General features: G+C 36.7%; 18 protein-coding genes and 11 pseudogenes. 28 read left to right on the forward strand and 1 reads right to left on the reverse strand.

Going from position 1 to position 24,307, the window contains the following annotated elements:
* The first annotated feature begins 90 nt into the window (after positions 1 to 90).
* From M44_RS09765 to M44_RS22130, 19 genes and pseudogenes are all read left to right on the forward strand, one after another.
* Positions 91 to 555, forward strand: a complete 465-nt coding sequence (locus M44_RS09765) for a nucleoside 2-deoxyribosyltransferase (protein WP_010173108.1) — start codon at positions 91 to 93, stop codon at positions 553 to 555.
* 105 nt (positions 556 to 660) lie between these two features.
* Positions 661 to 1,436: pseudogene (locus M44_RS22090) on the forward strand (CheR family methyltransferase).
* A 130-nt stretch (positions 1,437 to 1,566) separates the two neighbouring features.
* A pseudogene (gene aroC / locus M44_RS22095) lies at positions 1,567 to 2,735 on the forward strand (chorismate synthase).
* Between the two features lie 3 nt (positions 2,736 to 2,738).
* Positions 2,739 to 3,828 (forward strand): annotated as a pseudogene (gene aroB, locus M44_RS29935) (3-dehydroquinate synthase).
* Positions 3,825 to 4,194, forward strand: a pseudogene (gene aroH / locus M44_RS09785) (chorismate mutase). The pseudogenes aroB and aroH overlap by 4 nt, the downstream one beginning before the upstream one ends.
* An 80-nt stretch (positions 4,195 to 4,274) precedes the next feature.
* A pseudogene (hisC, locus tag M44_RS22105) lies at positions 4,275 to 5,362 on the forward strand (histidinol-phosphate transaminase).
* A gap of 13 nt (positions 5,363 to 5,375) precedes the next feature.
* A pseudogene (locus M44_RS22110) lies at positions 5,376 to 6,475 on the forward strand (prephenate dehydrogenase).
* A gap of 11 nt (positions 6,476 to 6,486) precedes the next feature.
* Positions 6,487 to 7,779, forward strand: coding sequence for a 3-phosphoshikimate 1-carboxyvinyltransferase (aroA, locus tag M44_RS09800; protein ID WP_010173120.1), 1,293 nt, complete (start codon positions 6,487 to 6,489; stop codon positions 7,777 to 7,779).
* 125 nt (positions 7,780 to 7,904) lie between these two features.
* Positions 7,905 to 8,798: a hypothetical protein gene (locus M44_RS09805; RefSeq protein WP_010173122.1), complete on the forward strand. Its 894-nt coding sequence runs from the start codon at positions 7,905 to 7,907 to the stop codon at positions 8,796 to 8,798.
* A 29-nt stretch (positions 8,799 to 8,827) separates the two neighbouring features.
* The gene (locus M44_RS28175) at positions 8,828 to 9,394 is read left to right on the forward strand and encodes a tetratricopeptide repeat protein (RefSeq protein ID WP_237705256.1); all 567 of its coding nucleotides are present in this window, start codon (positions 8,828 to 8,830) and stop codon (positions 9,392 to 9,394) included.
* Positions 9,312 to 10,085 carry a tetratricopeptide repeat protein gene (locus M44_RS28180; RefSeq protein ID WP_237705257.1) on the forward strand — a complete coding sequence of 258 codons (774 nt, stop codon included), beginning with the start codon at positions 9,312 to 9,314 and terminating at the stop codon, positions 10,083 to 10,085. The genes M44_RS28175 and M44_RS28180 overlap by 83 nt, the downstream gene beginning before the upstream one ends.
* 28 nt (positions 10,086 to 10,113) lie before the next feature.
* Positions 10,114 to 10,653 carry a ReoY family proteolytic degradation factor gene (locus tag M44_RS09815; RefSeq protein ID WP_010173124.1) on the forward strand — a complete coding sequence of 180 codons (540 nt, stop codon included), beginning with the start codon at positions 10,114 to 10,116 and terminating at the stop codon, positions 10,651 to 10,653.
* Positions 10,654 to 10,686: 33 nt separating this feature from the next.
* Positions 10,687 to 11,211, forward strand: coding sequence for a YpiF family protein (locus M44_RS09820; protein WP_010173126.1), 525 nt, complete (start codon positions 10,687 to 10,689; stop codon positions 11,209 to 11,211).
* 132 nt (positions 11,212 to 11,343) lie between these two features.
* A complete protein-coding gene (locus M44_RS09825; protein ID WP_010173127.1) occupies positions 11,344 to 11,853 on the forward strand; it encodes a QcrA and Rieske domain-containing protein in 510 nt (169 codons plus the stop codon).
* Between the two features lie 13 nt (positions 11,854 to 11,866).
* A complete protein-coding gene (gene qcrB / locus M44_RS09830; RefSeq protein WP_010173129.1) occupies positions 11,867 to 12,541 on the forward strand; it encodes a menaquinol-cytochrome c reductase cytochrome b subunit in 675 nt (224 codons plus the stop codon).
* A gap of 45 nt (positions 12,542 to 12,586) precedes the next feature.
* A pseudogene (locus tag M44_RS22120) lies at positions 12,587 to 13,358 on the forward strand (c-type cytochrome).
* A gap of 40 nt (positions 13,359 to 13,398) precedes the next feature.
* A pseudogene (gene lhaT, locus M44_RS22125) lies at positions 13,399 to 14,025 on the forward strand (lipoprotein heptaprenylglyceryl N-acetyltransferase LhaT).
* Positions 14,026 to 14,088: 63 nt separating this feature from the next.
* Positions 14,089 to 14,880, forward strand: a complete 792-nt coding sequence (ypjB, locus tag M44_RS09845) for a sporulation protein YpjB (RefSeq protein ID WP_010173135.1) — start codon at positions 14,089 to 14,091, stop codon at positions 14,878 to 14,880.
* A 57-nt stretch (positions 14,881 to 14,937) separates the two neighbouring features.
* A pseudogene (locus M44_RS22130) lies at positions 14,938 to 15,619 on the forward strand (zinc metallopeptidase).
* Between the two features lie 47 nt (positions 15,620 to 15,666).
* Here M44_RS22130 and M44_RS09855 read toward each other — a convergent pair.
* A complete protein-coding gene (locus M44_RS09855; protein WP_010173137.1) occupies positions 15,667 to 16,536 on the reverse strand; it encodes a YitT family protein in 870 nt (289 codons plus the stop codon).
* 142 nt (positions 16,537 to 16,678) lie between these two features.
* Between M44_RS09855 and M44_RS22135 the strand changes: the two genes are divergently transcribed.
* The 9 genes and pseudogenes from M44_RS22135 to panC all read left to right on the forward strand — a co-directional run bounded on the left by M44_RS22135 (position 16,679) and on the right by panC (position 24,306).
* The gene (locus M44_RS22135) at positions 16,679 to 17,008 is read left to right on the forward strand and encodes a nucleotide pyrophosphohydrolase (protein WP_010173138.1); all 330 of its coding nucleotides are present in this window, start codon (positions 16,679 to 16,681) and stop codon (positions 17,006 to 17,008) included.
* Positions 17,009 to 17,010: 2 nt separating this feature from the next.
* Positions 17,011 to 17,811, forward strand: coding sequence for a 4-hydroxy-tetrahydrodipicolinate reductase (gene dapB, locus M44_RS09865; protein ID WP_010173139.1), 801 nt, complete (start codon positions 17,011 to 17,013; stop codon positions 17,809 to 17,811).
* Positions 17,812 to 17,824: 13 nt separating this feature from the next.
* A pseudogene (gene mgsA / locus M44_RS22140) lies at positions 17,825 to 18,221 on the forward strand (methylglyoxal synthase).
* 4 nt (positions 18,222 to 18,225) lie between these two features.
* The gene (bshB1, locus tag M44_RS09875; protein ID WP_010173141.1) at positions 18,226 to 18,927 is read left to right on the forward strand and encodes a bacillithiol biosynthesis deacetylase BshB1; all 702 of its coding nucleotides are present in this window, start codon (positions 18,226 to 18,228) and stop codon (positions 18,925 to 18,927) included.
* Positions 18,924 to 20,084: an N-acetyl-alpha-D-glucosaminyl L-malate synthase BshA gene (gene bshA, locus M44_RS09880; protein WP_010173144.1), complete on the forward strand. Its 1,161-nt coding sequence runs from the start codon at positions 18,924 to 18,926 to the stop codon at positions 20,082 to 20,084. Before bshB1 ends, bshA begins: the two co-directional genes overlap by 4 nt.
* 108 nt (positions 20,085 to 20,192) lie before the next feature.
* Positions 20,193 to 21,272 (forward strand): CCA tRNA nucleotidyltransferase, encoded by a 1,080-nt coding sequence (locus M44_RS22145; protein WP_237705261.1) that lies wholly within the window; start codon positions 20,193 to 20,195, stop codon positions 21,270 to 21,272.
* Positions 21,245 to 22,224, forward strand: a pseudogene (locus tag M44_RS22150) (biotin--[acetyl-CoA-carboxylase] ligase). Before M44_RS22145 ends, M44_RS22150 begins: the two are co-directional and overlap by 28 nt.
* Before the next feature lie 394 nt (positions 22,225 to 22,618).
* The gene (panB, locus tag M44_RS09895) at positions 22,619 to 23,458 is read left to right on the forward strand and encodes a 3-methyl-2-oxobutanoate hydroxymethyltransferase (protein ID WP_010173148.1); all 840 of its coding nucleotides are present in this window, start codon (positions 22,619 to 22,621) and stop codon (positions 23,456 to 23,458) included.
* Positions 23,455 to 24,306: a pantoate--beta-alanine ligase gene (panC, locus tag M44_RS09900; RefSeq protein ID WP_010173150.1), complete on the forward strand. Its 852-nt coding sequence runs from the start codon at positions 23,455 to 23,457 to the stop codon at positions 24,304 to 24,306. Before panB ends, panC begins: the two co-directional genes overlap by 4 nt.
* Position 24,307: the final 1 nt, after the last annotated feature.

The following is a 24,307-nucleotide window of genomic DNA, read 5'->3' on the forward strand; positions in this document are numbered from 1 at the left end:
TTAGTTAGTCTTTTATATGTAAAGACATTCATACCTTTCTTCCGACCTTAATATGATAAAGGATAAAAGTATTGACAAGGTGGGAGTTGAATGGAAAACATTTCGTATGAAAAAAGCGTCCGTGTTTTTATTGCAAGTCCATTTTTTGATGAAGAACAAATTGACCGAGTATCAAGGCTCGAACAGGCATTACTTGAAAATCCTTATGTGGCAGATTTCTTTTCAGCAAGATATCATCAATTTGAACACTTGACCTTTGGTACAGATATCTGGAGAAAAGTGGTTTTTCAAAATGATCTTCGCTTCCTTAGAAGAGCAGATGTAGTTGTAGCCATACATGATTTTGAGGATATGAGTGTAGATAGTGGAACGGCATTTGAAATTGGCTATGCTTATGCGATGCAAAAACCAATACTATTGATAAAAGAAAAAGACGCTGCCATAAACCTCATGTTAGCAGAAAGTCTCCATGCCTATTTAACCAATGTAGAAGACGTAGCTACCTATGACTTTTTTCGTATGCCGCCTTCACGATATGAAGGACTTATAATCTAGAAAAGATTCTATCAAGATCCTAAGTGAAAAGTACTATAATACTTATTCTATTTGCCGATATATAGTATACAGAGCTTATTTACTTAGGGAAGGAAACTGTATATCATGCTTAATGACTACGAAAATTTCATCGGAAAAATTTAATAAAAAAACTAGGAATTGATTTAGGACAGTACAAAGAAGCTCAAATGAAACGACGACTTACATCACTTTACGAGAAAAAAGGGTACAACAGCTTTATGGAATTTTTTCAAGCTCTTGACCGTGACTCCCAAACATTGAATGAATTCTTAGATAGAATGACAATCAACGTGTCCGAGTTTTATCGTAATTTTCGAAGATGGGAGGTCCTTCAAACGAAGATCATTCCCGAGCTGTTAGATTCTAATAGAAAACTTAAGGTGTGGAGTGCTGCTTGCTCAACAGGAGAAGAGCCTTATACGATTGCTATGGTTCTATCTAACTTTTTACCTATTCATCAGATCTCCGTATTAGCTACCGATTTAGATGATAATGCTATACAAAAAGCTAAACGAGCTGTTTATCCTGAGAGGTCCCTAAATGAAGTCCCGATGGATAGTAAAACAAGATTCTTTACTCAAGAAGGTGGCTTTTATTCAGTAAAGGATGAAATTAAACGGACGGTTACTTTCAAAAAACAAAATTTGTTAGCTGATCCTTTTGAACAAGATTTTGATTTAATTGTCTGTCGAAATGTTATGATTTACTTTACAGAAGAAGCGAAGGATGCTCTTTATCAAAAATTTAGTCGTAGCCTTAAAACAGGAGGCGTCTTGTTTGTAGGTTCTACAGAACAAATATTTAATCCGTCTAAATATTCTTTTGAAACGGCTGACACCTTTTTTTATAGAAAAATATAACAAATCAAGCATGGAAAATTTAGAAATTCTAATTTTTCATGTCTTTTTTTTTTGTTTTAGTCTGTACAGATGATAATATTATGGTATATTGATACATAAATTCTTTAACGAGTTGAAGGGGGAAAGTGAAATGAGGTATTTAACATCAGGAGAGTCTCATGGGCCTCAACTAACAGCTATTATTGAAGGGTTACCTGCGGGTATGCCATTAATAGCGGACGATATTAATGTTGAACTTCAAAGAAGACAAAAAGGTCATGGGCGCGGAAGGCGTATGCAAATAGAAAAAGACACAGTAGCCATCCTAGGTGGTATTAGGCACGGCTACACACTTGGCTCACCGGTTGCGTTAGTAGTAGAAAATAATGATTGGAAACATTGGACTAAAATTATGGGTATTGAGCCCTATGAAGGAAATGACGAGGAAATTAAGAGAGTGATTACTAGACCTAGACCAGGACATGCAGATTTAAATGGTGGAATTAAATATGGTCATAGAGATCTAAGAAATATTTTAGAACGTTCTTCTGCTAGAGAAACTACGATAAGAGTAGCAGTGGGAGCTGTAGCGAAAAATTATTATCTGAAGTTGGGGTTGAAGTGGCAGGATACGTAAGGGAAATTGGAGGAATCGTAGCTGAAGAAAAATCGTATTCTTCTATAGAGGAACTTAGAACGATTACAGAGGCTTCACCTGTCAGAAGCTTAGATCCTATTGCTGAACAGAAGATGATGGATTTAATTGATGAGAGCAAAAAAAATGGAGATTCCATAGGGGGGGTAGTCGAAGTAGTGGTCGAAGGTATGCCACCTGGAGTTGGAAGTTATGTGCACTACGACAGAAAATTAGATGCGAAAATTGCAGCAGCTGTCATGAGTATTAATGCTTTTAAAGGTGTTGAATTTGGGCTCGGATTTGAGATGGCAAGGAAGCCTGGTAGTGAGGTACATGATGAGATCATTTGGGATCAGCATACGGGTTATTCTAGACGAACAAATCGTTTGGGAGGATTTGAAGGTGGCATGACAACAGGGCAACCAATTATTGTGAAAGGGGTCATGAAACCAATTCCTACTCTATATAAACCTTTAAAATCAGTGGATATAGATACAAAAGAAGCGTTTACTGCGAGCATCGAACGAAGTGACAGCTGTGCAGTTCCTGCAGCTAGTGTGGTAGCTGAAAATGTTGTGGCCTTTGAACTAGCGAAAGAAATGCTAGAGCAATTTTCACATGATCAATTTCAAGAATTTGTTGATGCGGTAGCCAAGTATCGTGAAAAAGTAAAGGAGTTTTAAACGATGTCTAAAATAGAGATTCAAACTTCCTCAAAACAATATCCAGTTTGGGTAGGGTTTGATATCTTGTCAACATTACCTGAGCAAATTGAATTACTTGGAACCATTTCATCGATCCTTGTTATTGTAGATGAAACGGTTCAAGGACTTCATCTTCCTACGTTGTTGAACGTTTTGCCAAAAGAAAATCATGTCTATGTTGTGCCTAATGGAGAAGGTTGCAAAACATTTTCTGTTTATGAAGAAGTCTTAACCTTTGCTTTAGAAAAAAGATTAGACCGTAAATCATTAGTGATTGCTTTTGGTGGAGGAGCTGTTGGAGACCTCGCTGGATTTGTCGCTTCTACCTATATGCGAGGGATCCCATTTATACAAGTTCCTACAACGTTACTAGCTCACGATAGTGCAGTTGGCGGAAAAGTAGCTATTAACCATAAGCTTGGAAAAAATATGATTGGACAATTCCATCAACCAGTAGCGGTGGTTTATGACTTAAACTTTTTAAAGACGTTACCAGAGGAAGAATGGTTATCTGGTTTTGGTGAAGTCATTAAACATAGCATGCTTGATGAACATCATTTTTATGAAGAACTAAAAGATGAATGCCGTTCCATTTCTGATCTGCAATCTTCTAAAATGAAAGAATTTAATAAAAAAAGGGATACATGTAAAAAATCGAATCGTTACAAAAGATGAAAGAGAAACAAGTGTTAGAGCGTTCCTTAATTTTGGCCATACATTTGGACATAGTCTTGAAAAGGAAGTAGGATACGGCAAGATAAGACACGGTGAAGCTGTAGTAACGGGTATTTTATTCGCTTTATACCTTAGTAAAAAACACTTGAATCTTTCATTTGATTTAGATGAACTGTTTCAATGGATGAAAAAACTAGGCTATTCGTTTGAAATCCCCAATTTAGAATTTGATGCATTGTATCATCATATGTTAGGAGATAAGAAGACAATTAATGGAGAAATTACGTTTGTCCTATTAAAACAAATAGGAGAACCTGTTCTATTAAAACTTTCAAAATCAAACTTATCAGAAGCATTCAATTGGTTAACAGATTTGTGTAGAGGAGGGGAAGAATGATAAGAGGTGTAAGAGGAGCGACAACTGTTGGTCAGGATAATCCTGAGGAAATTATGGATAAGACGAAAATTCTTTTTGAAACCATACTGAAAAAAAATACATATACTTGCAGAAGACATTGCGTCTGTGTTTATCTCTACTACGCCAGATATCTCATCAGCATTCCCAGCAAAAGCGTTAAGAGAATTGAATGGTTTTTCTTATGTTCCGGTTATGTGTATGAAAGAAATGGACGTACCAAACAGTTTAGAACGTTGTATTAGAATGATGGTTCACGTTAACACACAAAGAGGTCAAATGGAAATCAAGCATGTTTATTTAGAAGGGGCTACTCACTTACGGTCTGATATGACAGAGACATCATAGTATATTTTTCATTAAACGTATGGTAAAATGATTGTACTTTAGTATGCTAATTAATTAGAGTGTGAAAGTGAGTGGTAGTCATGTCATTAAAATGGAAATCTCAATTAGCTCCATTAACTCCATATAAACCTGGTAAGAGTGTGGACGAAGTTAAAAAGGAACTTGGTTTATACCATATTGTAAAACTAGCATCAAATGAAAACCCCGTTGGCTCATCTCCAAAAGTAACAGAGTTCTTATCTCAAAATGGAATAAAAGCGAATGTATACCCTGATGGTTACAGTACAGCATTAAGAAAGATAGTCTCCAAAAAAATAGGGGTAGAGCCAACACAACTTCTTTTTGGTAATGGTTCAGATGAAATCATCCAAATGATTTCAAGAGCCTTACTATCTAAAGAAGTGAACACTGTAATGGCAACTCCAACGTTCCCGCAATATCGTCATAATGCGATTATTGAAGGTGCTGAAGTTCGAGAAGTTCCATTACAAAATGGAAAACATGATTTAACAGAAATGCTAAATCAAATTGATGAAAATACAAGTGTAGTTTGGTTATGTAGTCCAAATAATCCATCAGGTCGTTATATTACGGAGCAGGAGCTTATTCTATTCTTAGACCGTATTGACCCTTCAGTGTTAGTTGTCATTGACGAAGCGTACTATGAATATGTGACCGCTCCAGATTATTACGATGCGATAGACCTGTTAAAACGATACAAAAATATATTCATAACCCGTACATTCTCTAAGATTCATGGGTTAGCAGCGTTTAGGATTGGATACGGGATAGGTTGTCCTGACATTGTTACTAAAATTGAAGCCATTAGAGAGCCTTTTAATACGAACTCATTTGCTCAAGCTGTTGCCACAGTAGCTATTTCAGATGATGAGTTTGTTCAGAGATGCCAACAGATGAATGAGGACGGAAAAAAGAGTATTACCAATTCTGTCAAACCCATCAGTTAGATTATTTTGAAACAGAAGGAAATTTCATTTTGATCAAAACAAAATTAGATAGTGACGATTTATTTGACCGTTTACTCACATATGGCTATATCGTACGCTCCGGTAATGCATTAGGGTACCCAGGCTGGGTTAGAATTACGATTGGGACAGAAGAACAAAATAAAGGGCTCATGAGTGCGTTAGAGGTTATTTTGAAGTAAGGAGAGAAAAGGGATGGATGGTACCGTATTAATCATTGGACTCGGATTAATTGGGGGGTCTCTTGCAAAAGCCATAAAAAAAGAACATCCTTCCAGTAGAATCATAGGGTTTGATGTAGACCAAAAAAACATGATTCTAGCTGAATCAACGGGAATTATTGATAGTCGATCCGATAATCTACAAATAAGTGCAGAACTAGCGGATTTAATTGTCATCTCTGTACCAGTAGTCGCGACTAAAAAAGTGATACAAGAGTTGTCTTCATTTTCTTTAAAACCAAATGTTATTATTACAGATACAGGTAGTACAAAAGAAAAAATTAATGGAGTCGGCTAGTGTTTTTTTTGTAAACTACTGTGGAATTCATCGGAGGTCATCCGATGGCAGGTTCTCATAAGAGTGGAGTTCTAGCTTCCAATGAATTAATTTTTGAGAATGCTTATTATCTTTTAATCGCGGAACAAACTTCTGAAAAAGCAAAAATATTACTGGAATGGTTAAAAGGTACACGATCAAAATTCTTATTTGTCACAGCAAAAGAGCATGATGAAGTGACTAGTGTGATTAGTCATACTCCTCATATAGTAGCAGCCCTTTTAGTCCACCAGGCAAAGGATGCAAGCAGTCTCTATGCACATATCGAACATCTTGCAGCGGGTGGTTTTAAAGACACTACCAGGATTGCATCTTCTAACCCTACTATGTGGAGAGATATACTACTGGAAAATTCAGAGATCATAATTCAACACCTTACAACTTGGGAACAATCCTTGCACAATGTGAAGAAAATGTTGTTTCATTCTGATGCAGAAGGACTTTATTCTTTCTTTGACGATGCGAGGGAATATAGAGACTCTATTCCTCAACGTGAAAAAGGAGCCATTCCTGCATTTTATGATTTATATATAACCGTCCCTGATTACCCTGGTGTTATTTCAGAGGTAACTGGTTATTTAGCAGAAGAAAAGATTAGTATAACGAATATTAGGATCATAGAAACAAGAGAAGATGTTTTTGGAGTTCTTGTAGTTAGCTTTCAAAATGATAAGGACCGACTTCAAGCTTCTCGTTGTATCAACGAACAGACGAATTACGATACTTATATAGCGTAAGGAGTAATAGAATGACACGTATACTACATAGAACCAATAATCAACCATTAAGTGGAACAATAGAAGTACCAGGTGATAAATCAATCTCCCATCGAAGTATTATGTTTGGAGCTTTAGCAGACGGGACAACGACGGTGCAAAATTTCTTAATGGGTGAAGATTGTTTAAGTACAATGGAGTGCTTTAAGAAATTAGGAGTTGATATTACCATTGATGAGGATCTTGTAACAATTAACGGTAAGGGAATTCAAGGATTAAAGGAGCCTATAGAAGTGCTCGATGTAGGAAATTCGGGTACAACTGCACGACTGATGCTTGGGATTTTAAGTGGACTCCCTTTTTATACCGTTATTCAAGGAGACCAGTCAATAGGTAGAAGGCCAATGAAACGTGTAGTGGCTCCTTTAAGAGAAATGGGAGCTATAATTCATGGAAGAAATAATGGAGAATATACTCCTCTTTCCATCATAGGTAATCCTCTCTCTGGAATTACGTATAAGCTCCCAGTTGCAAGCGCGCAAGTGAAATCTGCCATTCTATTAGCAGGCTTACATGCAGAGGGAGAAACAGTGGTCATTGAACCTGAAAAAAGTAGAAATCATACAGAGAAAATGATTGAATACTTTGGTGGTAAAATCCATAGTGAAGGACAAGTCATCCGACTTAATGGTAACCAAACCTTTACAGGTAGAGATGTATATGTACCAGGCGATATTTCTTCTGCTGCTTTCTTCTTAGTGGCCGCAGCAATTGTACCTGGTAGTAAGGTAACCATTGAGAATGTGGGGTTAAACCCGACTAGAACGGGAATTATTGAAGTCCTGGAAAAAATGGGCGCCAACATTGTTGTAGAATTGAATGATTCTACGTTTGAACCTATCGGCACTGTTACGGTTGAGTACAGTGAGTTGCAGGGGATTGAAATTGGGGGAGACCTAATTCCAAAACTCATTGATGAAATCCCAATCATTGCTCTTCTTGCTACTCAATGTAAAGGAGAGACGATCATTAAAGATGCGAGTGAACTAAAGGTAAAAGAAACAAATCGCATTGATGCTGTTGTGGATAGCTTAAAGAAACTAGGTGCAAGCATAGAAGGCACAGATGACGGGATGATGATAAAAGGTTCGTCCAATTTAATTGGGGCGGAGGTAAGTTCTTTAGGAGATCACCGTATTGGAATGATGCTCGGAGTTGCATCGTATCTTACAAATTCTCCTATAACACTTCATAATGATGAAGCGGTAGCCATTTCATATCCAACTTTTTTTGAGCATTTACAAAAATTAATAGAAAACAACTAAAACTGCCTCTAGGCAGTTTTTCTTCATCATAAGGTGTATAAATATAGGTCTGAAATGATAGGGTAACCGACATGTTTCTCCTTTTCGAAACATATGGTAGAGGTAAGGATAAAGGAGGGGGAAACATGGCGTATATCTTTGAAGAGAGTACTTGGTTTACTGATGAAAAAGAATATAAGGGATCCCTACTCGTGAAAAATGGTAAAATCCAATCCATTCGAGAACGTTTTTCGTATTATTCATACTACAGAGTAGAAACAGCCCCTTTTTATTTAAGTCCCACGCATACGGTGCTTGACAGACAACTAGTAGAGGGACAAGCTAATAAAATAAAGGAATATGTTTGTAATCAATTCTTGAAAAAGGGAATAACAACCGTAATCATTCCACTAATCATTAACTATTCAGGAGAATTAAAAGAAAAAATACAACATTATCTCTCTTTACTAGAAGGAATAGCTATAGATACAGTATTTTGTGTTCGCATAGAAGCAAAAAGATTGTCAGAGAAAATAATAAGGGAATGTTGTAAAGAGAAAATCTCTCTTATACTATTGGATGTTGAACATGATGAAGAGTTAGTAAAACCACACTGGGGTTGGATTAAGTCTCATCTATTTAGTTATCCTATATGTTTTGTTCCACAATATTTGTCAAATTTAGATAAAGATGAACGTAGAAAACGGATACAATATTGGGAGAATGTTATGATTTTCAACAAAATTCCTCATTTATTGTGGTCTATCCGTGAAAATTATCCACTATCAATACAAGTCCTTAAAAAAATTGGAGTATACCCGAAAAGAGGAAATTTTTTGGTTGGTGGAGAAGTAAGCTATAACCTTTATTTGTACTCACCTTTCAAATCTGTTGATGAACCCGGAGCAATTCATTATGATGAACTTAGTCTTTCTTTAACCGTTCATCGTGAACGAGTAGTGTTTAATCTGGGTGAAGTCACCTATATTGAAGATTTTGGAGAGCATCTTACAATCAAAACGCCTGCTTTTTTTGTATAGCTAGGTTGATATAGAAAGGAATAGAACGTATGAATTTAGGAAATGAAATGATTAAGACTCTTCATAACGGAGAGTTAGACAAAGCAAAAATACTATTTAAACGTGTTCAAAAGGAAGGTAGCGATCAGGACAAATTTGATTTAGCTGAAGATCTTTATGATTTAGGATTTGTTGAAGAAAGCTCCATCTTAATTGATGAATTGTTAGTGCTTTATCCAGGTGAAGGTGAATTGCTAGTCATGAAGGCAGAAATTTTAGTAGAAATGGATCAAGAGGAAAAGGCGATTGAATTATTATCTACAGTCCATGAACAAGACCCTAACTTCCCAAGAAGCCTATTATTACAAGCAGATCTTTATCAAATGCAGGGACTCTATGAAGTAAGTGAAAGAAAACTACTAGAAGCGAAAGAAAAGGCAAAAGATGAAGTAATTATTGATTTCGCATTAGGTGAGCTTTACCTTGAACAAGGAAAATTTCGAGAGGCGATTAAAACTTATCACTATATTCTAAATGAGAAAAAAGAAAGAAAAAATAGCAGGAGTATCTATTCATCAAAGGCTAGCAGAAACCTTAAGTACTTCTGGGGCGTTTGAAGAAGCCTTACCGCATTACAGAAAGGCCGTCAAAGAACAATTCGAAGCAAACACAATTTTCGGTTACGGTTTCACTGCACTTCAAGCTGGACAGCATCAAACGGCTATTCAGCAATTTGAGGACTTATTGTCATTGGATCCTGAATATTATTCTGTTTACTTACTACTAGGACAAGCCTATGAATTGGACGAAAGGTTAGAGGAAGCACTAGAAACGGGTATAAAAGGATGTAAGCAGGATAGCTATAATAAGGACCTATTATTCTTTACAGGTAAGATTGCACTAAAATTAAAAGATGATTCAAATGCAGAAAAATATTTACGAGAGGCATTAGCCGTCGACACGGAATTTATTGAAGCAGCATTTGTGTTAAACCGATTACTCTTATCACAAGAGGATTATAACGGAGCCTTAGAAATTCTTCATCAGTTCCAAGATATAGAAGATCCAAGATTTATATTGGATGAAGCAAAAGCGAATAATGGAATAGAAAAATATGAAGAGGCATTAAATGCATATCACCGTGCATATATTTACTTTAAAGAAGACCAAGATTTCTTAAAAGAGTATGCTTACTTTCTAATTGAAGACGGCAAAAGAACCGAAGCAATACCTATTGTAATGCGATTACGTGAGTTAGACCCAACAAACGAAGAGTGGCAAGATATGTTGGTTAGTTTAGAAGAATAAAAAATAATCTACAGAGGAGGGAATGCACATGGCCACCCCTGTTTCTGTCAATGAGAAAAAGGACTTTATCCGCTGGTTTTTAAATCATTATCAGTTAAAACGTAGAGAATGTGTATGGATTCTGAACTACTTAATGAGTCATGATCAATTAATGAAAAATGTTCACTTTGTAGAAGAAGCTCAATTTTGCCCACGGGGGCTTGTGATGTCAACTCATTGTGTAGATGAAGCACCGTTTAAATTCTATAAAGAAAATGTAATGACAACGGATGCTGAAAAATCATTCCATGACATTCGACTAAATCGGGAAGAAGATATTTATATTCAATTAAATTTCAAACGGTCAAAAGGCTCTTATCAGTATGTTGCAGTTCTTGAAGAAAATCCATTTTTACCCAAATCATTAAAAATTACGGAAAAAGACAGAATCATAGCTGAACAGTTTCTAAAAAATAGTATTCATACTTTCCAACGAGAACGACTGTTAAAAGAAATTGATAAAGCATTAGACCGAAATGATGTGGATGCTTTCCAAAATCTAACTGCACAATTAAAGCATTTCAAATAACCTCCCAAAATAGGGAGGTTATTTATTTTTTTGATGCTACTAGATGATTCAAATATTCGAGTGATAATGCTAAACTATGTAGGAGAAGGAGTGTTAAAGATGAAATGGATGAGTAAAGATATTAAGTTATTTCAACAAGAAAGAATATATATAGACACGGTAATCATTCCTTTGTTACCTCTTAGTCTTTCAGAATCGGCGTCTGACTTTGCTTCAAAAAGTGAATTGATTCAAATAGTTGCTGACCAATTAGAAAAACAATTTAAAGGTAGAGTTCTATTATTACCTGGATTCTCCTACTGGACTAACCAAAAGGAACAATCAGAATCGTTTCTATCACACTGGATAAGTTCCCTAAAACAGGAGGGAATTAAGCATATTTGCATCCTATCGAATGATCATTCGTGGAAAGAGTATGAAGAAAACAGTGATTCTTCATTCTTCTGGCTACCTACAATTCCACTAGAAGATATGGACGAAAAATACAAAGTGTCTATAATCGAAGATCAAATTCAAGCTCTATTAAAACAATTAATAAAAAATTGGCAAACTAGTTGAATATTCTACTGAAATACTGTAGTTAATATTGACCTCTTTATTAGATTAATATATCATGGATATGTCCTAGTTTTATAAAATTGTGCGAAATTTGTCCGCAGGACTGAGCTGACGATAGAGGGGGGAAGAAGTATGAGCAAACAACGTGTATCTAGACGACAATTCCTTAATTACACACTAACTGGTGTAGGTGGGTTTATGGCAGCAGGAATGCTAATGCCAATGGTACGTTTCGCTGTTGATCCGGTTTTAAAATCCGTTGGAGAAAGCGATTTCAAACCAACATCACAAAAAGTTGACGAACTTACTGCAGAACCAGTTCGCGTTGACTTCAAGTATGAACAAAAAGATGCATGGTACACTTCTGAAGTAACACAAACAGCTTGGGTTTATAAAGATGAAAAAGGTGAAGTTATAGCTTTATCACCAATTTGTAAACATTTAGGCTGTACGGTCAACTGGAATAATGAAGATCACCCAAATCAATTCTTTTGTCCATGCCATTTAGGGTTATACGAAAAGAATGGTGCTAATGTACCGGGTACTCCACCACTTGGGCCACTAGATGTGTATCCAACTGAAGTAAGTGAAGATGGTTACCTATTACTAGGTAAACCACAACCGAACAATCTCGTCAAATAAGGAGGCGTAAAAAATGCTTAATAAAATGTATGATTGGGTCGATGAGCGTTTAGATATTACGCCTTTGTGGCGAGATATCGCAGACCATGAAGTGCCAGAGCACGTTAACCCAGCTCACCACTTCTCAGCATTCGTATATTGCTTTGGTGGTCTAACGTTTTTCGTAACTGTAATTCAAATTCTTTCTGGAATGTTCTTAACAATGTACTATGTTCCAGATATTGAGAATGCTTGGCAATCTGTTTATTACCTACAAAATGAAGTTGCATTTGGACAAATCGTTCGTGGTATGCACCACTGGGGAGCAAGTCTCGTAATCGTTATGATGTTCCTACATACACTTCGCGTGTTTTTCCAAGGAGCATACAAAAAACCCCGAGAACTTAACTGGGTAGTTGGAGTCCTTATTTTCTTCGTTATGTTAGGATTAGGTTTCACAGGATATCTTTTACCATGGGATATGAAAGCTTTATTTGCAACAAAAGTTGGATTAGAGATTGCAGCTGCTACACCATTTATTGGTGAGCAAGTGAAGACTCTTCTTGCAGGTGATCCAGACATCGTAGGAGCTCAAACGTTAACTCGTTTCTTCGCGATTCACGTATTCTTCTTACCAGCTGCGTTGTTAGGTCTAATGGGGGCTCACTTCATTATGATTCGTAAACAAGGTATTTCTGGACCATTGTAAAAAGAATGAACGTACACTATCGTACCTAATGAAGGAGGGGACATTATGCATCGTGGAAAAGGGATGAAGTTTGTTGGTGACTCACGTGTACCAGTAGAACGTAAACCAAACATTCCGAAAGACTATTCGGAATTTCCAGGGAAAACGGAAGCTTTCTGGCCAAACTTCTTGTTGAAAGAATGGATGGTAGGTGCCGTTTTCTTAATTGGCTATCTTTGCCTAACCATTGCGCATCCGTCTCCATTGGAGCGTATCGCAGATCCAACAGATACAGGGTATATACCTTTACCTGACTGGTATTTCTTATTCTTGTATCAATTACTGAAGTATGAATTTGCTTCAGGTCCTTATAACGTAATTGGAGCGTTTATTATTCCTGGTTTAGTATTTGGTGGATTATTACTTGCACCGTTTATTGACCGTGGAACGGAGCGTCGCCCGTTAAAGCGTCCATTCGCGACAGGATTTATGTTACTTTCAATTGCAGGTGTTATTTTCCTAACTTGGGAATCAGTTGCTCACCATGATTGGGGAGGCAGCTAAAGCTCAAGGAGCGATTGTTGAAGAAGTAGAAATTGATACATCTGCTGAAGGATATGCCATTTATCAAGAAAATGGATGTATTAACTGTCATGGTGAAAATTTAGCAGGAGGAGCGGCTGCGCCGTCTCTTGTGGCTAACGAATTATCACCTGAAGAGATTGCAGACATTGCCGTGAATGGTAAAGCACCAGGAATGCCTGCTGGCCTATTTAAAGGTACAGATGAAGAGCTTGAAAAGCTTTCTACCTTTATCTCTGAAATGTCTAAAAAGTAAAAAACAGAAAGAGTCAGTGAAAACTGACTCTTTTTTTAGGATGGAGATCTTATTAAAAGGGAGGGAATCATCGGTGTTATCTATTTTCCACCTATTGCAAAATAAAATTGTATTATGGTGGCTCCTTATTGTAAATGTATTTGGAACAATTTACGGATACTATTGGTATGGGTATCAGCTAGAAAAAACGGAGCCTCACTTTATACCATTTGTACCGGACAGTCCAACAGCTAGCCTATTTTTCTTGTTTTGTACTGATTGGATTTTTATATAAAAAGCAGAACGGCCTAATGGAAGCCTTAGCAATAGTCACTCTATTTAAATACGGGGTATGGGCAGTAGTTATGAACTTGCTAACATTACTTTTAACAGGGTACTTAAACCCTGCAGGATATATGTTGATGGCATCACATGCTGCCATGGCAATTCAAGGTATTCTATATGCTCCATACTATAAAATAAAACCTTGGCATATAATAGCTGCAGGTTTATGGACAATACATAATGACATTATTGATTACGTGTTCCTACAATATCCTGTCTATACGATCATTCACTACTATACGAAAGAAATAGGTTATTTTACCTTCTGGTTAAGTATTTTTCCATATTTATTCTTTATTATTTTGGTTATAAGAGGAACAGAAAAGATCTGACTTCTTTCTAGAATATTGGTCTACTCTTGTCCACCTATTCATACATTTTAGTAGTAGTATGAGGGGGACCATTTATGAAGAAAGTTATACCTATTATTCTTATTCTTATGATCGGCATATATCTTACACCATTGGTTTCAGCAAAAGAGTCTACCCTGTCGGAGTTAGACTTAATGGCAAGTCGAGCATTATTATTAACTAAACAGGGAAATTATTCAGATGCATTGCAGTTATTAGACCATTTTTCTGAAGAGTTTACGAGTGTGTCAATAGGAGAATACTCTTTAACTATGGACGAGCTCAGGATTGTATCTGTCTCACATGATGAAGCCATATTAGCACTTACAAGCAGCTCCTTGCCTAGTAGTGAACGAATTAAAAAAGTCACTACTTTTCGATTAGTGGTGGACGCTTTGTTAAGTGAATATGATCCTTTATGGACAAAGATGCAAGATCAAATTATGGAAAATTACAATAGTGTTAAGGAAGCGGCTATTGCAGGCAATACCTCACACTATAATCTAATGATGAACCAATTTATTTCTTCCTACAGTATGATTCAACCGAGTATTACATTAGATGTTGCCATTGAGGATGTGCAGCGTCTTGATGCAAAGATAGAATATATAAACCACTACCGTACGGATATACTTGAAAGTGAAGTAGCTATGTATCAGTTCCAAGCGTTAGAATCAGATTTAGATTACTTATTTCAGCATATAGAAGAAGATGAAGCAGACCCTTCGCTTTGGTGGGTTATACTTACAACGGGTGGTATCATTGTAAGCACACTCTCCTATGTAGGTTTTAGAAAATATAAAGCAGACCTAAATGAAAAACGACCTAGCAAGAGACATAATAGTTGACAATACGCCTCGATTCAATATAATTATACATAAATAATTATTTTATGGAGGACGACAATGTCATTCATTATCTACTTTTTGATTATCAGTATTATTCCAATCTGGGCCCAAATGAAAGTGAAAAGCACGTACAACAAATATTCAAAAGTGGCTACTTCAGCAGGAATGAGTGGCCGAGAGGTTGCAAGAAGAATTTTAGATGCGAATGGTCTTCAAGACGTTAAAATTGTAGAAAGTCGTGGCATGTTAAGTGATCATTATAATCCTTTAACTAAAACCGTAGCTCTTTCTTCAAACAATTATCATGGACATTCTGTAGCAGGAGCTGCTGTTGCCGCACATGAAGTGGGTCATGCGATTCAAGATAAAGAAAGCTATGCTTTTCTTAGATTTAGACATTCTCTAGTACCTGTTGCAAATATTAGCTCCAATGCATCATGGATTTTTATTATGATTGGTTTATTTGCACAAGCATCAGGTATGTTACTACTAGGTATTGCTTTGTTAGCTGCAGGGGTACTTTTCCAACTAGTTACATTACCTGTAGAGTTTAACGCATCGTCTCGTGCTATGAATGAAATTGTTGGTTTAGGCTTGATTCGTAATGAAGAAGAACGGCATGCAAAAAAAGTAATTAAATGCTGCAGCCATGACATATGTAGCTGCTGCTGCGGTCGCTGTAATCGAATTACTTCGTTTAGCCTTAATCTTCGTAGGTATGCAGAATAGCGATGAGTAAATGTGAAATGATAAAGCCTCTCACAGATATCTGTGAGAGGCTTTTTATTATATGTCTATAGGGTTTTTATGTTCATCTAATGTAAATCCTTCTCCAAGAACATCATGAACAAATGTTACACTAACAAAAGCATGTGGATCAATATCGTTTATAATATTCTTAAGGCGAACAATTTCATTCTTTCCGACCACACAATAAAGAACTTCTTTGTTTTCTTTAGAAAAGTAACCTTGTCCTTTTAAAATGGTGACACCTCGGTCCATTAATTCTGTAACTTTTGCAGCAATTTCTTCATGATGCTCAGAAATAATCATTGCTCCACGTGCAGCATAAGCTCCTTCTTGCATAAAGTCTATGACTCTGGCTCCTACAAATACGGCAACTAGCGTATACATCGCTTCTTTAATATCCAGATAGGTTATAAATGATGCAGTAATGACAAATGCGTCAAACAAAAACATGGTTTTCCCCATACTCCAACCGAGATATTTGTGAGCAAGTCTTGCGATGATATCTACGCCTCCAGTGGTTCCACCATACCTAAAGATGATCCCTAAACCTACACCAATAAATAGTCCCGCAAACAGAGCTGCTAAAAATAAATCACCCTCAAGGTTGATATCCGTGGGATAACGTTGAAAGATGTATAAGTAAACAGATACAGATACCGTTCCGATAATGGTGTATAGAAATGCTTTTCTACCAAGCAGCTTCCAGCCGATAAGAAAAACAGGAATATTTAAAGCTAGATTTGAAATGGCAGGATCAAGACCTATAGTATTAAGTAATAATAGCGTAATACCTGTAAATCCTCCTTCTGCTAAATCGTTTTTAATATTAAAATTGACAATTCCAAAACTAAAAATAGCAGATCCAATTAGTATATAGAGGACATTCTTCAGTTTTAAACCAAACATAGATGTACTCCTTTCTTCTTTGTTCTTGATGGCAACAGAAACATTATAATAAAACCAAGTGTAAACAGCAATCATAGAAAGGTGAAATCATTGTCAATTTCCCCTACATTCAGTAACATATAGAAGAACAGGAGTGATACCGATGAACAAGACGATGCACGAACTTCAAAAAGAAGTGGATGACTACATTTCTCAATTCAAAGAAGGATATTTTAGCCCACTCGCTATGATGGCTAGACTAACGGAAGAGTTAGGTGAACTCGCTAGAGAAATAAATCACTCATTTGGTGAGAAACCTAAGAAATCTAATGAAAAAGAAAATACCATAGAAGAAGAGCTTGGCGACGTACTATTTGTCATTATTTGCTTAGCAAATTCATTAAACATAAGTTTAGAAGATGCTAATAATCGTGTTTTACATAAATTTAATACTAGAGATAAAGATCGCTGGACAAGGATAGAGGAGGAGTAAGGATGAGTAAGATTAAAGTAGCAATTGCTGGGCCCAGAGGAAGAATGGGGCAAGAAGCAGTAAAAATGGTGCTTGAAACGGACCAGTTTGAATTAGTAGGAGCTCTAGATCATCGACATGATGGAAAACTTTTGCAAGATATTTTGCCGGGAGTAAAAGATGAAATTCCAATATACGGAGATATCAAGAGTCTACTATCATCTTTAACAATAGATGTATTGGTAGATTTAACGACTCCAGCTGTAGGTTATCTTCATACAAAGGAAGCGATTATGCATGGTGTACGTCCTGTAGTTGGTACAACAGGTTTTACACAAGATCAATTAAGCGAACTAAGAGAATTAGCAGAAGAAAAGGGCATTGGTGTTATCATAGCTCCTAATTTCGCTATTGGTGCTATTCTCATGATGAAATTTGCTCAAATGGCAAGTAAATACTTACCTGATGTCGAAATCATTGAGATGCATCATGACCAGAAGCTAGATGCACCATCAGGCACGGCTATTAAAACGGCTGAAATGATTCAACAAGTAAGAGAGTCTAAACAACAAGGACATCCTGATGAAAAGGAAATAGTAACTGGTGCTCGTGGTGGTGACTTAGATGGGATTCATATACATAGCGTTAGGTTAAAAGGTTTAGTTGCTCATCAGCAAGTGATGCTTGGAGGAGAAGGCCAGCTATTAACTCTTAAACACGATTCCTTTAACAGAACTTCATTTATGTCTGGGGTTAAAATGTGTGTGGAAACGATTATGAATTTAGACACACTAGTATATGGGTTAGAAAATTTAATCGATTAAGGAGGAATAAATAATGAATATTGCATTGATTGCCCATGATGATAAAAAGGATGATATGATTCGCTTCACCATTGCTTACGGTAACATCTTAAAAGAACATTCTTTATTTGCTACAGGCACAACGGAAAAGGATTTCAGAGGCTACTGGATTAAATGTTCATCGGTATCAATCAGGTCCTTTAGGTGGAGATCAAGAGATTGGAGCAATGATAGCCAAAAATAATTTGGACCTTGTGATATTCTTACGTGATCCTTTAACAGCCCAACCTCATGAACCAGACGTAACAGCATTGATGAGGCTATGTGATGTTTATTCTGTTCCTTTAGCATCAAATATGGGAACAGCTGAAATTTTAATTAAAGGTCTCGAACGAGGCGACTTAAGTTGGAGAAGTGCAGTAAAGGAGTAAGAGCATGACAGTAGATATATTAGCTTTTGGAGCTCACGCTGATGACGTTGAAATCGGCATGGCAGGAACCATTGCAAAGCTTTCCGGTAAAGGGAAAAAAGTCGTAATATGTGATATAACGAAAGCAGAATTGTCTTCAAACGGAACAGTGGAAACTAGACAAATTGAAGCTAAGAATGCTGCGGATATATTAGGAGTGTATGAGAGGATTACGTTAGATTTACCTGATCGGGGAATTATGATTAATGATGAGTCTATAGGAAAGCTTGTTGAGGTAATTCGGCGATATGAGCCTACGCTTGTATTTGCGCCATATCAAAAAGATCGACACCCAGACCACGGAAGGGTAGGAGACCTTGTTAAAGAAGCAGTATTCTCAGCTAAAATACATAAATATAAACCAGATCGTTTTCATGCGCACAACGTTCAAGCACTCTATTATTATTTTATTAATGGGTTTACCCAACCCAGCTTCGTTATAGATATAGAACCGTTTATGAACACTAAATTAACAAGTTTAAAATGCTATACTAGTCAGTTCTATCAACGGGACGGAGTCAAAACACCCCTTACAGAAGGATATTTAGAAGGAATAGAAGCAAGAGAAAGGGTTATCGGTAAGATGGTGGGCAAAAAATTTGCAGAAGGATTCTTATCTGATACTCCTCTAGTATTAAAAGATGATTTGTTAGGAGATTTTAAATGAAATTGAAAATTGGTATAACATGCTATCCAACTGTAGGTGGATCTGGGGTTATTGCAACGGAGCTAGGGAAATTATTAGCTGAAAAAGGTCATGAAATACATTTTATTACCTCGTCTGTTCCATTTAGATTGAACAAAATATATCCCAATATATATTTTCATGGAGTTGAAATGAACGGGTATGCTGTTTTTCAATATCCACCTTATGACATTGCTCTTGCAAACAAGATGTCAGAAGTGATTAAAAGAGAGAAGCTAGACATTCTTCATGTTCATTATGCTATCCCACATGCAGTATGTGCTATATTAGCCAAGCAAATGTCCAAAACAAACGTGAAGATTATCACAACTCTTCATGGAACGGATATTACGGTGTTAGGACATGACGATTCATTAAAGGATAGTATTCGATTTGGAATTGAACAATCCGATTGTGTTACCGCAGTATCAAGTGCATTAGTTGATCAAACGATTGAGTATATTGCACCAGATAAACAGATTGAAACGGTATATAACTTTATCGATGAACGTGTTTACAAAAAAATGGACTCCACTAAATTAAGAATAGATTTAGGTATAAAAGATGAAGAAGAAGTTCTGATTCATGTTTCTAATTTTCGTAAAGTAAAGAGAGTGCAAGATATCATTCATATCGTTGACCGTTTAAAAAATGAGATCAATTTGAAGCTTTTACTTGTGGGTGATGGACCAGAATATAGCTCTATATGTAAATTAGTAACAGAATTAGATTTAAGAAATCGTGTTCAGTTTTTAGGAAAACAGGATAATTTAGCAGAGCTCTACTCATTGAGTGATCTATTAGTTCTCCCTTCTGAGAAAGAGAGTTTTGGACTAGTTGCTCTTGAAGCAATGGCGTGTGGAATTCCTTGTATTGGTACAAATGTTGGAGGAATTCCAGAAGTGATTGAAGACGGCGTCAGTGGATATATTACATCTTTAGGGGATATTGAAGGAATGAGTGATCGTGTTAGGACTCTACTAGAAAACAAAGAGCTCTATCACCAATTTTCCCTTGCAGGAGTAAAGCTTGCAGAAACAAAGTTTCATTCCCGAAAAATAGTAGAGCAGTATGAAAAGTTATATCATACCATGCTTGAAAGTGAGTCGGTTACGCATGACACTTCCACGATTATTTAATAAAGCCTTACCTGTCTTAAATGAGATTGAAAAGTGTGGTTTTGAAGCGGTTTTGTAGGAGGTTCCGTTCGGGACTTCTTATTAGGCCGTCCTATCAACGATGTAGATATTGCTACTTCAGCTTTTCCACATGAAGTAAAAGAATTGTTTCCTCATACCGTAGATTTAGGGATTGAACATGGAACTGTACTTGTTTTATATAACGGGGAACCTTATGAAATCACTACGTATCGTTCGGAAGAAGGGTATAATGATTACAGACACCCTAAAGAGGTCCGATTTATTCGTTCATTGGAACAGGACTTAATGAGACGAGATTTTACGATGAATGCTATTGCAATGAATAGAGAAGGTAGGTTGTTCGATCCATTTGATGGTGAGAAAGACATCACTCGAGAAATGATTAGAACCGTAGGAAATCCTTCTGAACGGCTAACGGAAGATGCCCTTCGTATTATGCGAGCAGTTAGGTTTCAGAGTCAATTAGGATTTAAATTAGAGCAGCAAACAGAACGTGCATTAAAAGAGTTTAGTCACCTATTACCTCATGTTAGCATTGAAAGACTGCTTGTAGAATTTGATAAGCTCCTTGCAGGACCTTTTATAAGTATTGCCATCAATACGCTTATAGAGCAATCTATTTATCAGCATCTATTTGATTTAGAGGATCAGAAAAGTGAGCTTGAAAAATTTAAGAACTACGTATCCTCTTCTTCAGAATTGACCTTTGATGAACGCTGGTTACTGTTTATTAAGCTTATAAATAAAGAAGATATTCACGTATTTTTAACATCACTTCGACTTCCAAATAATAGAATAAAACAGCTGATAAAGGATCTTCACTTCTTAGATTACAGCTTACAAATGAAGCTGACTCCATATGACTATTACCAAATGGGGAAAGAGAGAATGCTACGAGTAGAAAAAGTAAGGTCTGTTTTAACACAGAGCACTGTAAATATAGCTGAAATTATAGAAGTATATGATTCCTTACCGATAAAAGAGCGTGCTGAATTATGTCTGAACGGAAATGATTTAATGAACTGGACAGGGAGACAGCCAGGGCCATGGTTGAAAGGTATGATTGAAGAGATAGAGGAAGAGATTGCACATAGAAATCTAGTCAATCAAAAGGAAATGGTAAAGGAGTGGGTCACTAGATGGAATCCACCATCAAATCCACGTTAGTTCAAAGCCTAGGCGAATCAAATGGTGAATTTGTATCAGGCCAGAGGATAGCAGAAATCATGGGCTGCTCCCGAACGGCTGTATGGAAACATATAGAAGAGTTGAGACAAGAAGGTTACGTCGTTGAAGCAGTGAGAAAAAAGGGTATAGAATAATGTCTAGTCCTGATACAGTAAGCGCTATTGAAATCCAAAATGGTCTAAAAACAAAAAAGTTGGGCCAACATATTATTCATTACGATACAATCGATTCTACTCAAAAAATAGCGCATCAACTAGTACAAGAAGGAGCCCCTGAGGGTACGATGGTTATATCAGAAGAGCAAACGATTGGAAGAGGAAGATTAACCAGAAATTGGTATTCTCCTAAGTATACAGGAATATGGATGAGTATTATATTACGTCCAAATCTTCCCCCTGTAAAAGCACCTCAGTTCACTCTCATTACGGCCGTAGCAGTTGCAAAAGCTATAACAGAAGTAACTGGACTTGAAGCAGAAATTAAATGGCCCAACGATATCTTAATTCAAGGTAGAAAAGTAACCGGTATTCTAACAGAACTGGTTGCTGAATCAGACCGAATTAATGCTATTATTATTGGGATAGGCATGAATGTAAATCAAACTGTTGAAGATTTTCCTGAAGAATTAAAAACAGTAGCGACCTCTCTTTTAATTGAGGGAAATGAACCAAGCAAACGTTCCGAATTGGTGAAAGAAATTCTTATTGGGTTAGAAAAGTACTATGCATTATATATTACGGAAGGCTTTTATCCCATTAAGTTGCTATGGGAAAGCTATGCGATTTCAATTGGTAAGCAAGTTATTGCTAGAACGTTTAATGAAACAATTGAAGGGACAGCTCTCGGGATTACAGATGATGGAGTGTTAAGACTTCAGGATAAGAATAACAGGATTCATAAAATTTATTCCGCTGATATCGAAATGAAATAAACTCTTTAAAAATTGGCTTTTTTAAAGAGTTTTGTTATGGTTTGCTCATTCTCATCTATTGTTTATTGCAAAATATCGAAGACTCCTCCCATTCACTCTGCAAGGAGGAAAGGCTCTTTTATTGAAAGAGCTTATGAAATAGTAACGCAAATATTTACTTCACTAGTGAGTCGATCTTTACACAATATTTATAATGTCTGTTATAATGCAGGTGGGCAGTATCCTATGAACTGCACCTTGTATTCTTATAAATTTTGTATATTCTGCCTTGATCCATACTATGGACTGGGACAGAGGGTCGAAGCCATGCGTATGATTGAGCAGTCCTTCTGTCTAAAGAAGGACTGTTTTTTTGTGTAGTGTTTCGTCTCCTCTTATCAAAGGAGGAAAAAGAATGAAACAAACGGTTGATTTTGTCAACATGAAGAAAAACAATGAAAAAATTACTATGGTGACGGCTTATGATTATCCATCAGCTAAGCTTGTAGAACAGGCGAATATGGATATCATTTTAGTCGGTGATTCATTAGGAATGGTTGTTCTAGGGTATGAGTCTACTGTAGCTGTAACAGTAGATGATATGATTCACCATTCAAAAGCAGTAAGGAGAGGTGCGCCAAATACATTCATCGTGACAGATATGCCATTTATGAGTTATCACTTAACGCGAGAAAAAACACTATCAACAGCAGCTAAAATCATTCAAGAATCTGGTGCAAATGCAGTGAAAGTAGAAGGAGCTGACGAGGTTCTTCCAATGATTAAAGCCTTAACATCTGCAGGTGTACCCGTCATCGCTCATCTTGGACTTACTCCACAATCCGTAGGAGTTCTTGGTGGATACAAGGTTCAAGGAAAGTCAGCAGCATCGGCGAGAAAGTTAATGGAAGATGCTAAAAAATGCCAAGAGGCAGGAGCATTTGCTCTTGTATTAGAATGTATTCCTTCACAGTTGGCTGTTGAAGTAACGAAAGCTATTTCGATTCCAACAATTGGTATAGGTGCAGGTTGTGAAGTTGATGGTCAAGTACTTGTGTATCATGATATGATAACGTACGGTGTTGATAGGGTACCTAAATTTGTAAAACAGTATGCTACTATAAACGAAACCATCGTTTCTAGTTTAAAATCCTATGGGGATGAAGTGAAATCAGGACAATTTCCAACTAAACAACACTCATTTACGATGCCTGAAGAAGAATTAAATGCTTTATATGGAGGAGTCTCCTCATGATCATCGCAAGGACGATTCAAGAATTACAAGCTTCTCTTCAAGAGTTTGAGAAAGAAGGGAAAGACATTGGATTTGTTCCGACAATGGGCTTCCTCCATGAAGGACATATGGAGCTTGTTAAAGAATCTAAAATAAAGACTGATAAAACGGTTATGAGTATTTTTGTCAACCCTCTACAATTTGGTCCAAATGAGGATTTCGACCGTTATCCTAGAGATGAAGAAAAAGATATTCAATTGGCTAGAAATGAAGGGGTAGACCTTCTATTTCTCCCAACTGTCGAAGAAATGTATCCAAACGGGAACTTGACTATTAATATGGTCGTTACGAAACGCACGGATGTGTTATGTGGGAAGTCAAGACCTGGACATTTTGATGGTGTTGCTACGGTTGTCTCAAAGCTTTTTCAACTAATTCGCCCTCAATTGGCGTTTTTTGGACTGAAAGATGCTCAACAAGTTGCAGTGATTCATGCTTTAGTCGAGGATTACCACTTTCCGATTGAAATCGTTCCTGTTCCTACTGTTAGAGAACATGATGGTTTAGCAAAAAGTTCCCGGAACGTTTATTTATCCGATCAAGAGCGACTAGAAGCGCCATACTTGTATAAAGCACTACAAAAGGGAAGAGAAGCTATATTAAAAGGTGATTCTATCTCAGGTATAAGAGACTATTTAACAGCGTATATAGAAAATCACACATCAGGTGAAGTAGATTACCTAGAAATCTATTCATATCCTGATTTAGAAATGGTGATAGAAGACCAACAGCCTGTTATTATTGCGGTTGCGGTGAAATTTAGTCAAGCAAGATTAATTGATAATATTATTATTACTCAGAAGTCATAAG

This window comes from Bacillus coahuilensis m4-4 (genome assembly GCF_000171615.1).
Taxonomy (GTDB): Bacteria; Bacillota; Bacilli; order Bacillales; family Bacillaceae_K; genus Bacillus_T; species Bacillus_T coahuilensis.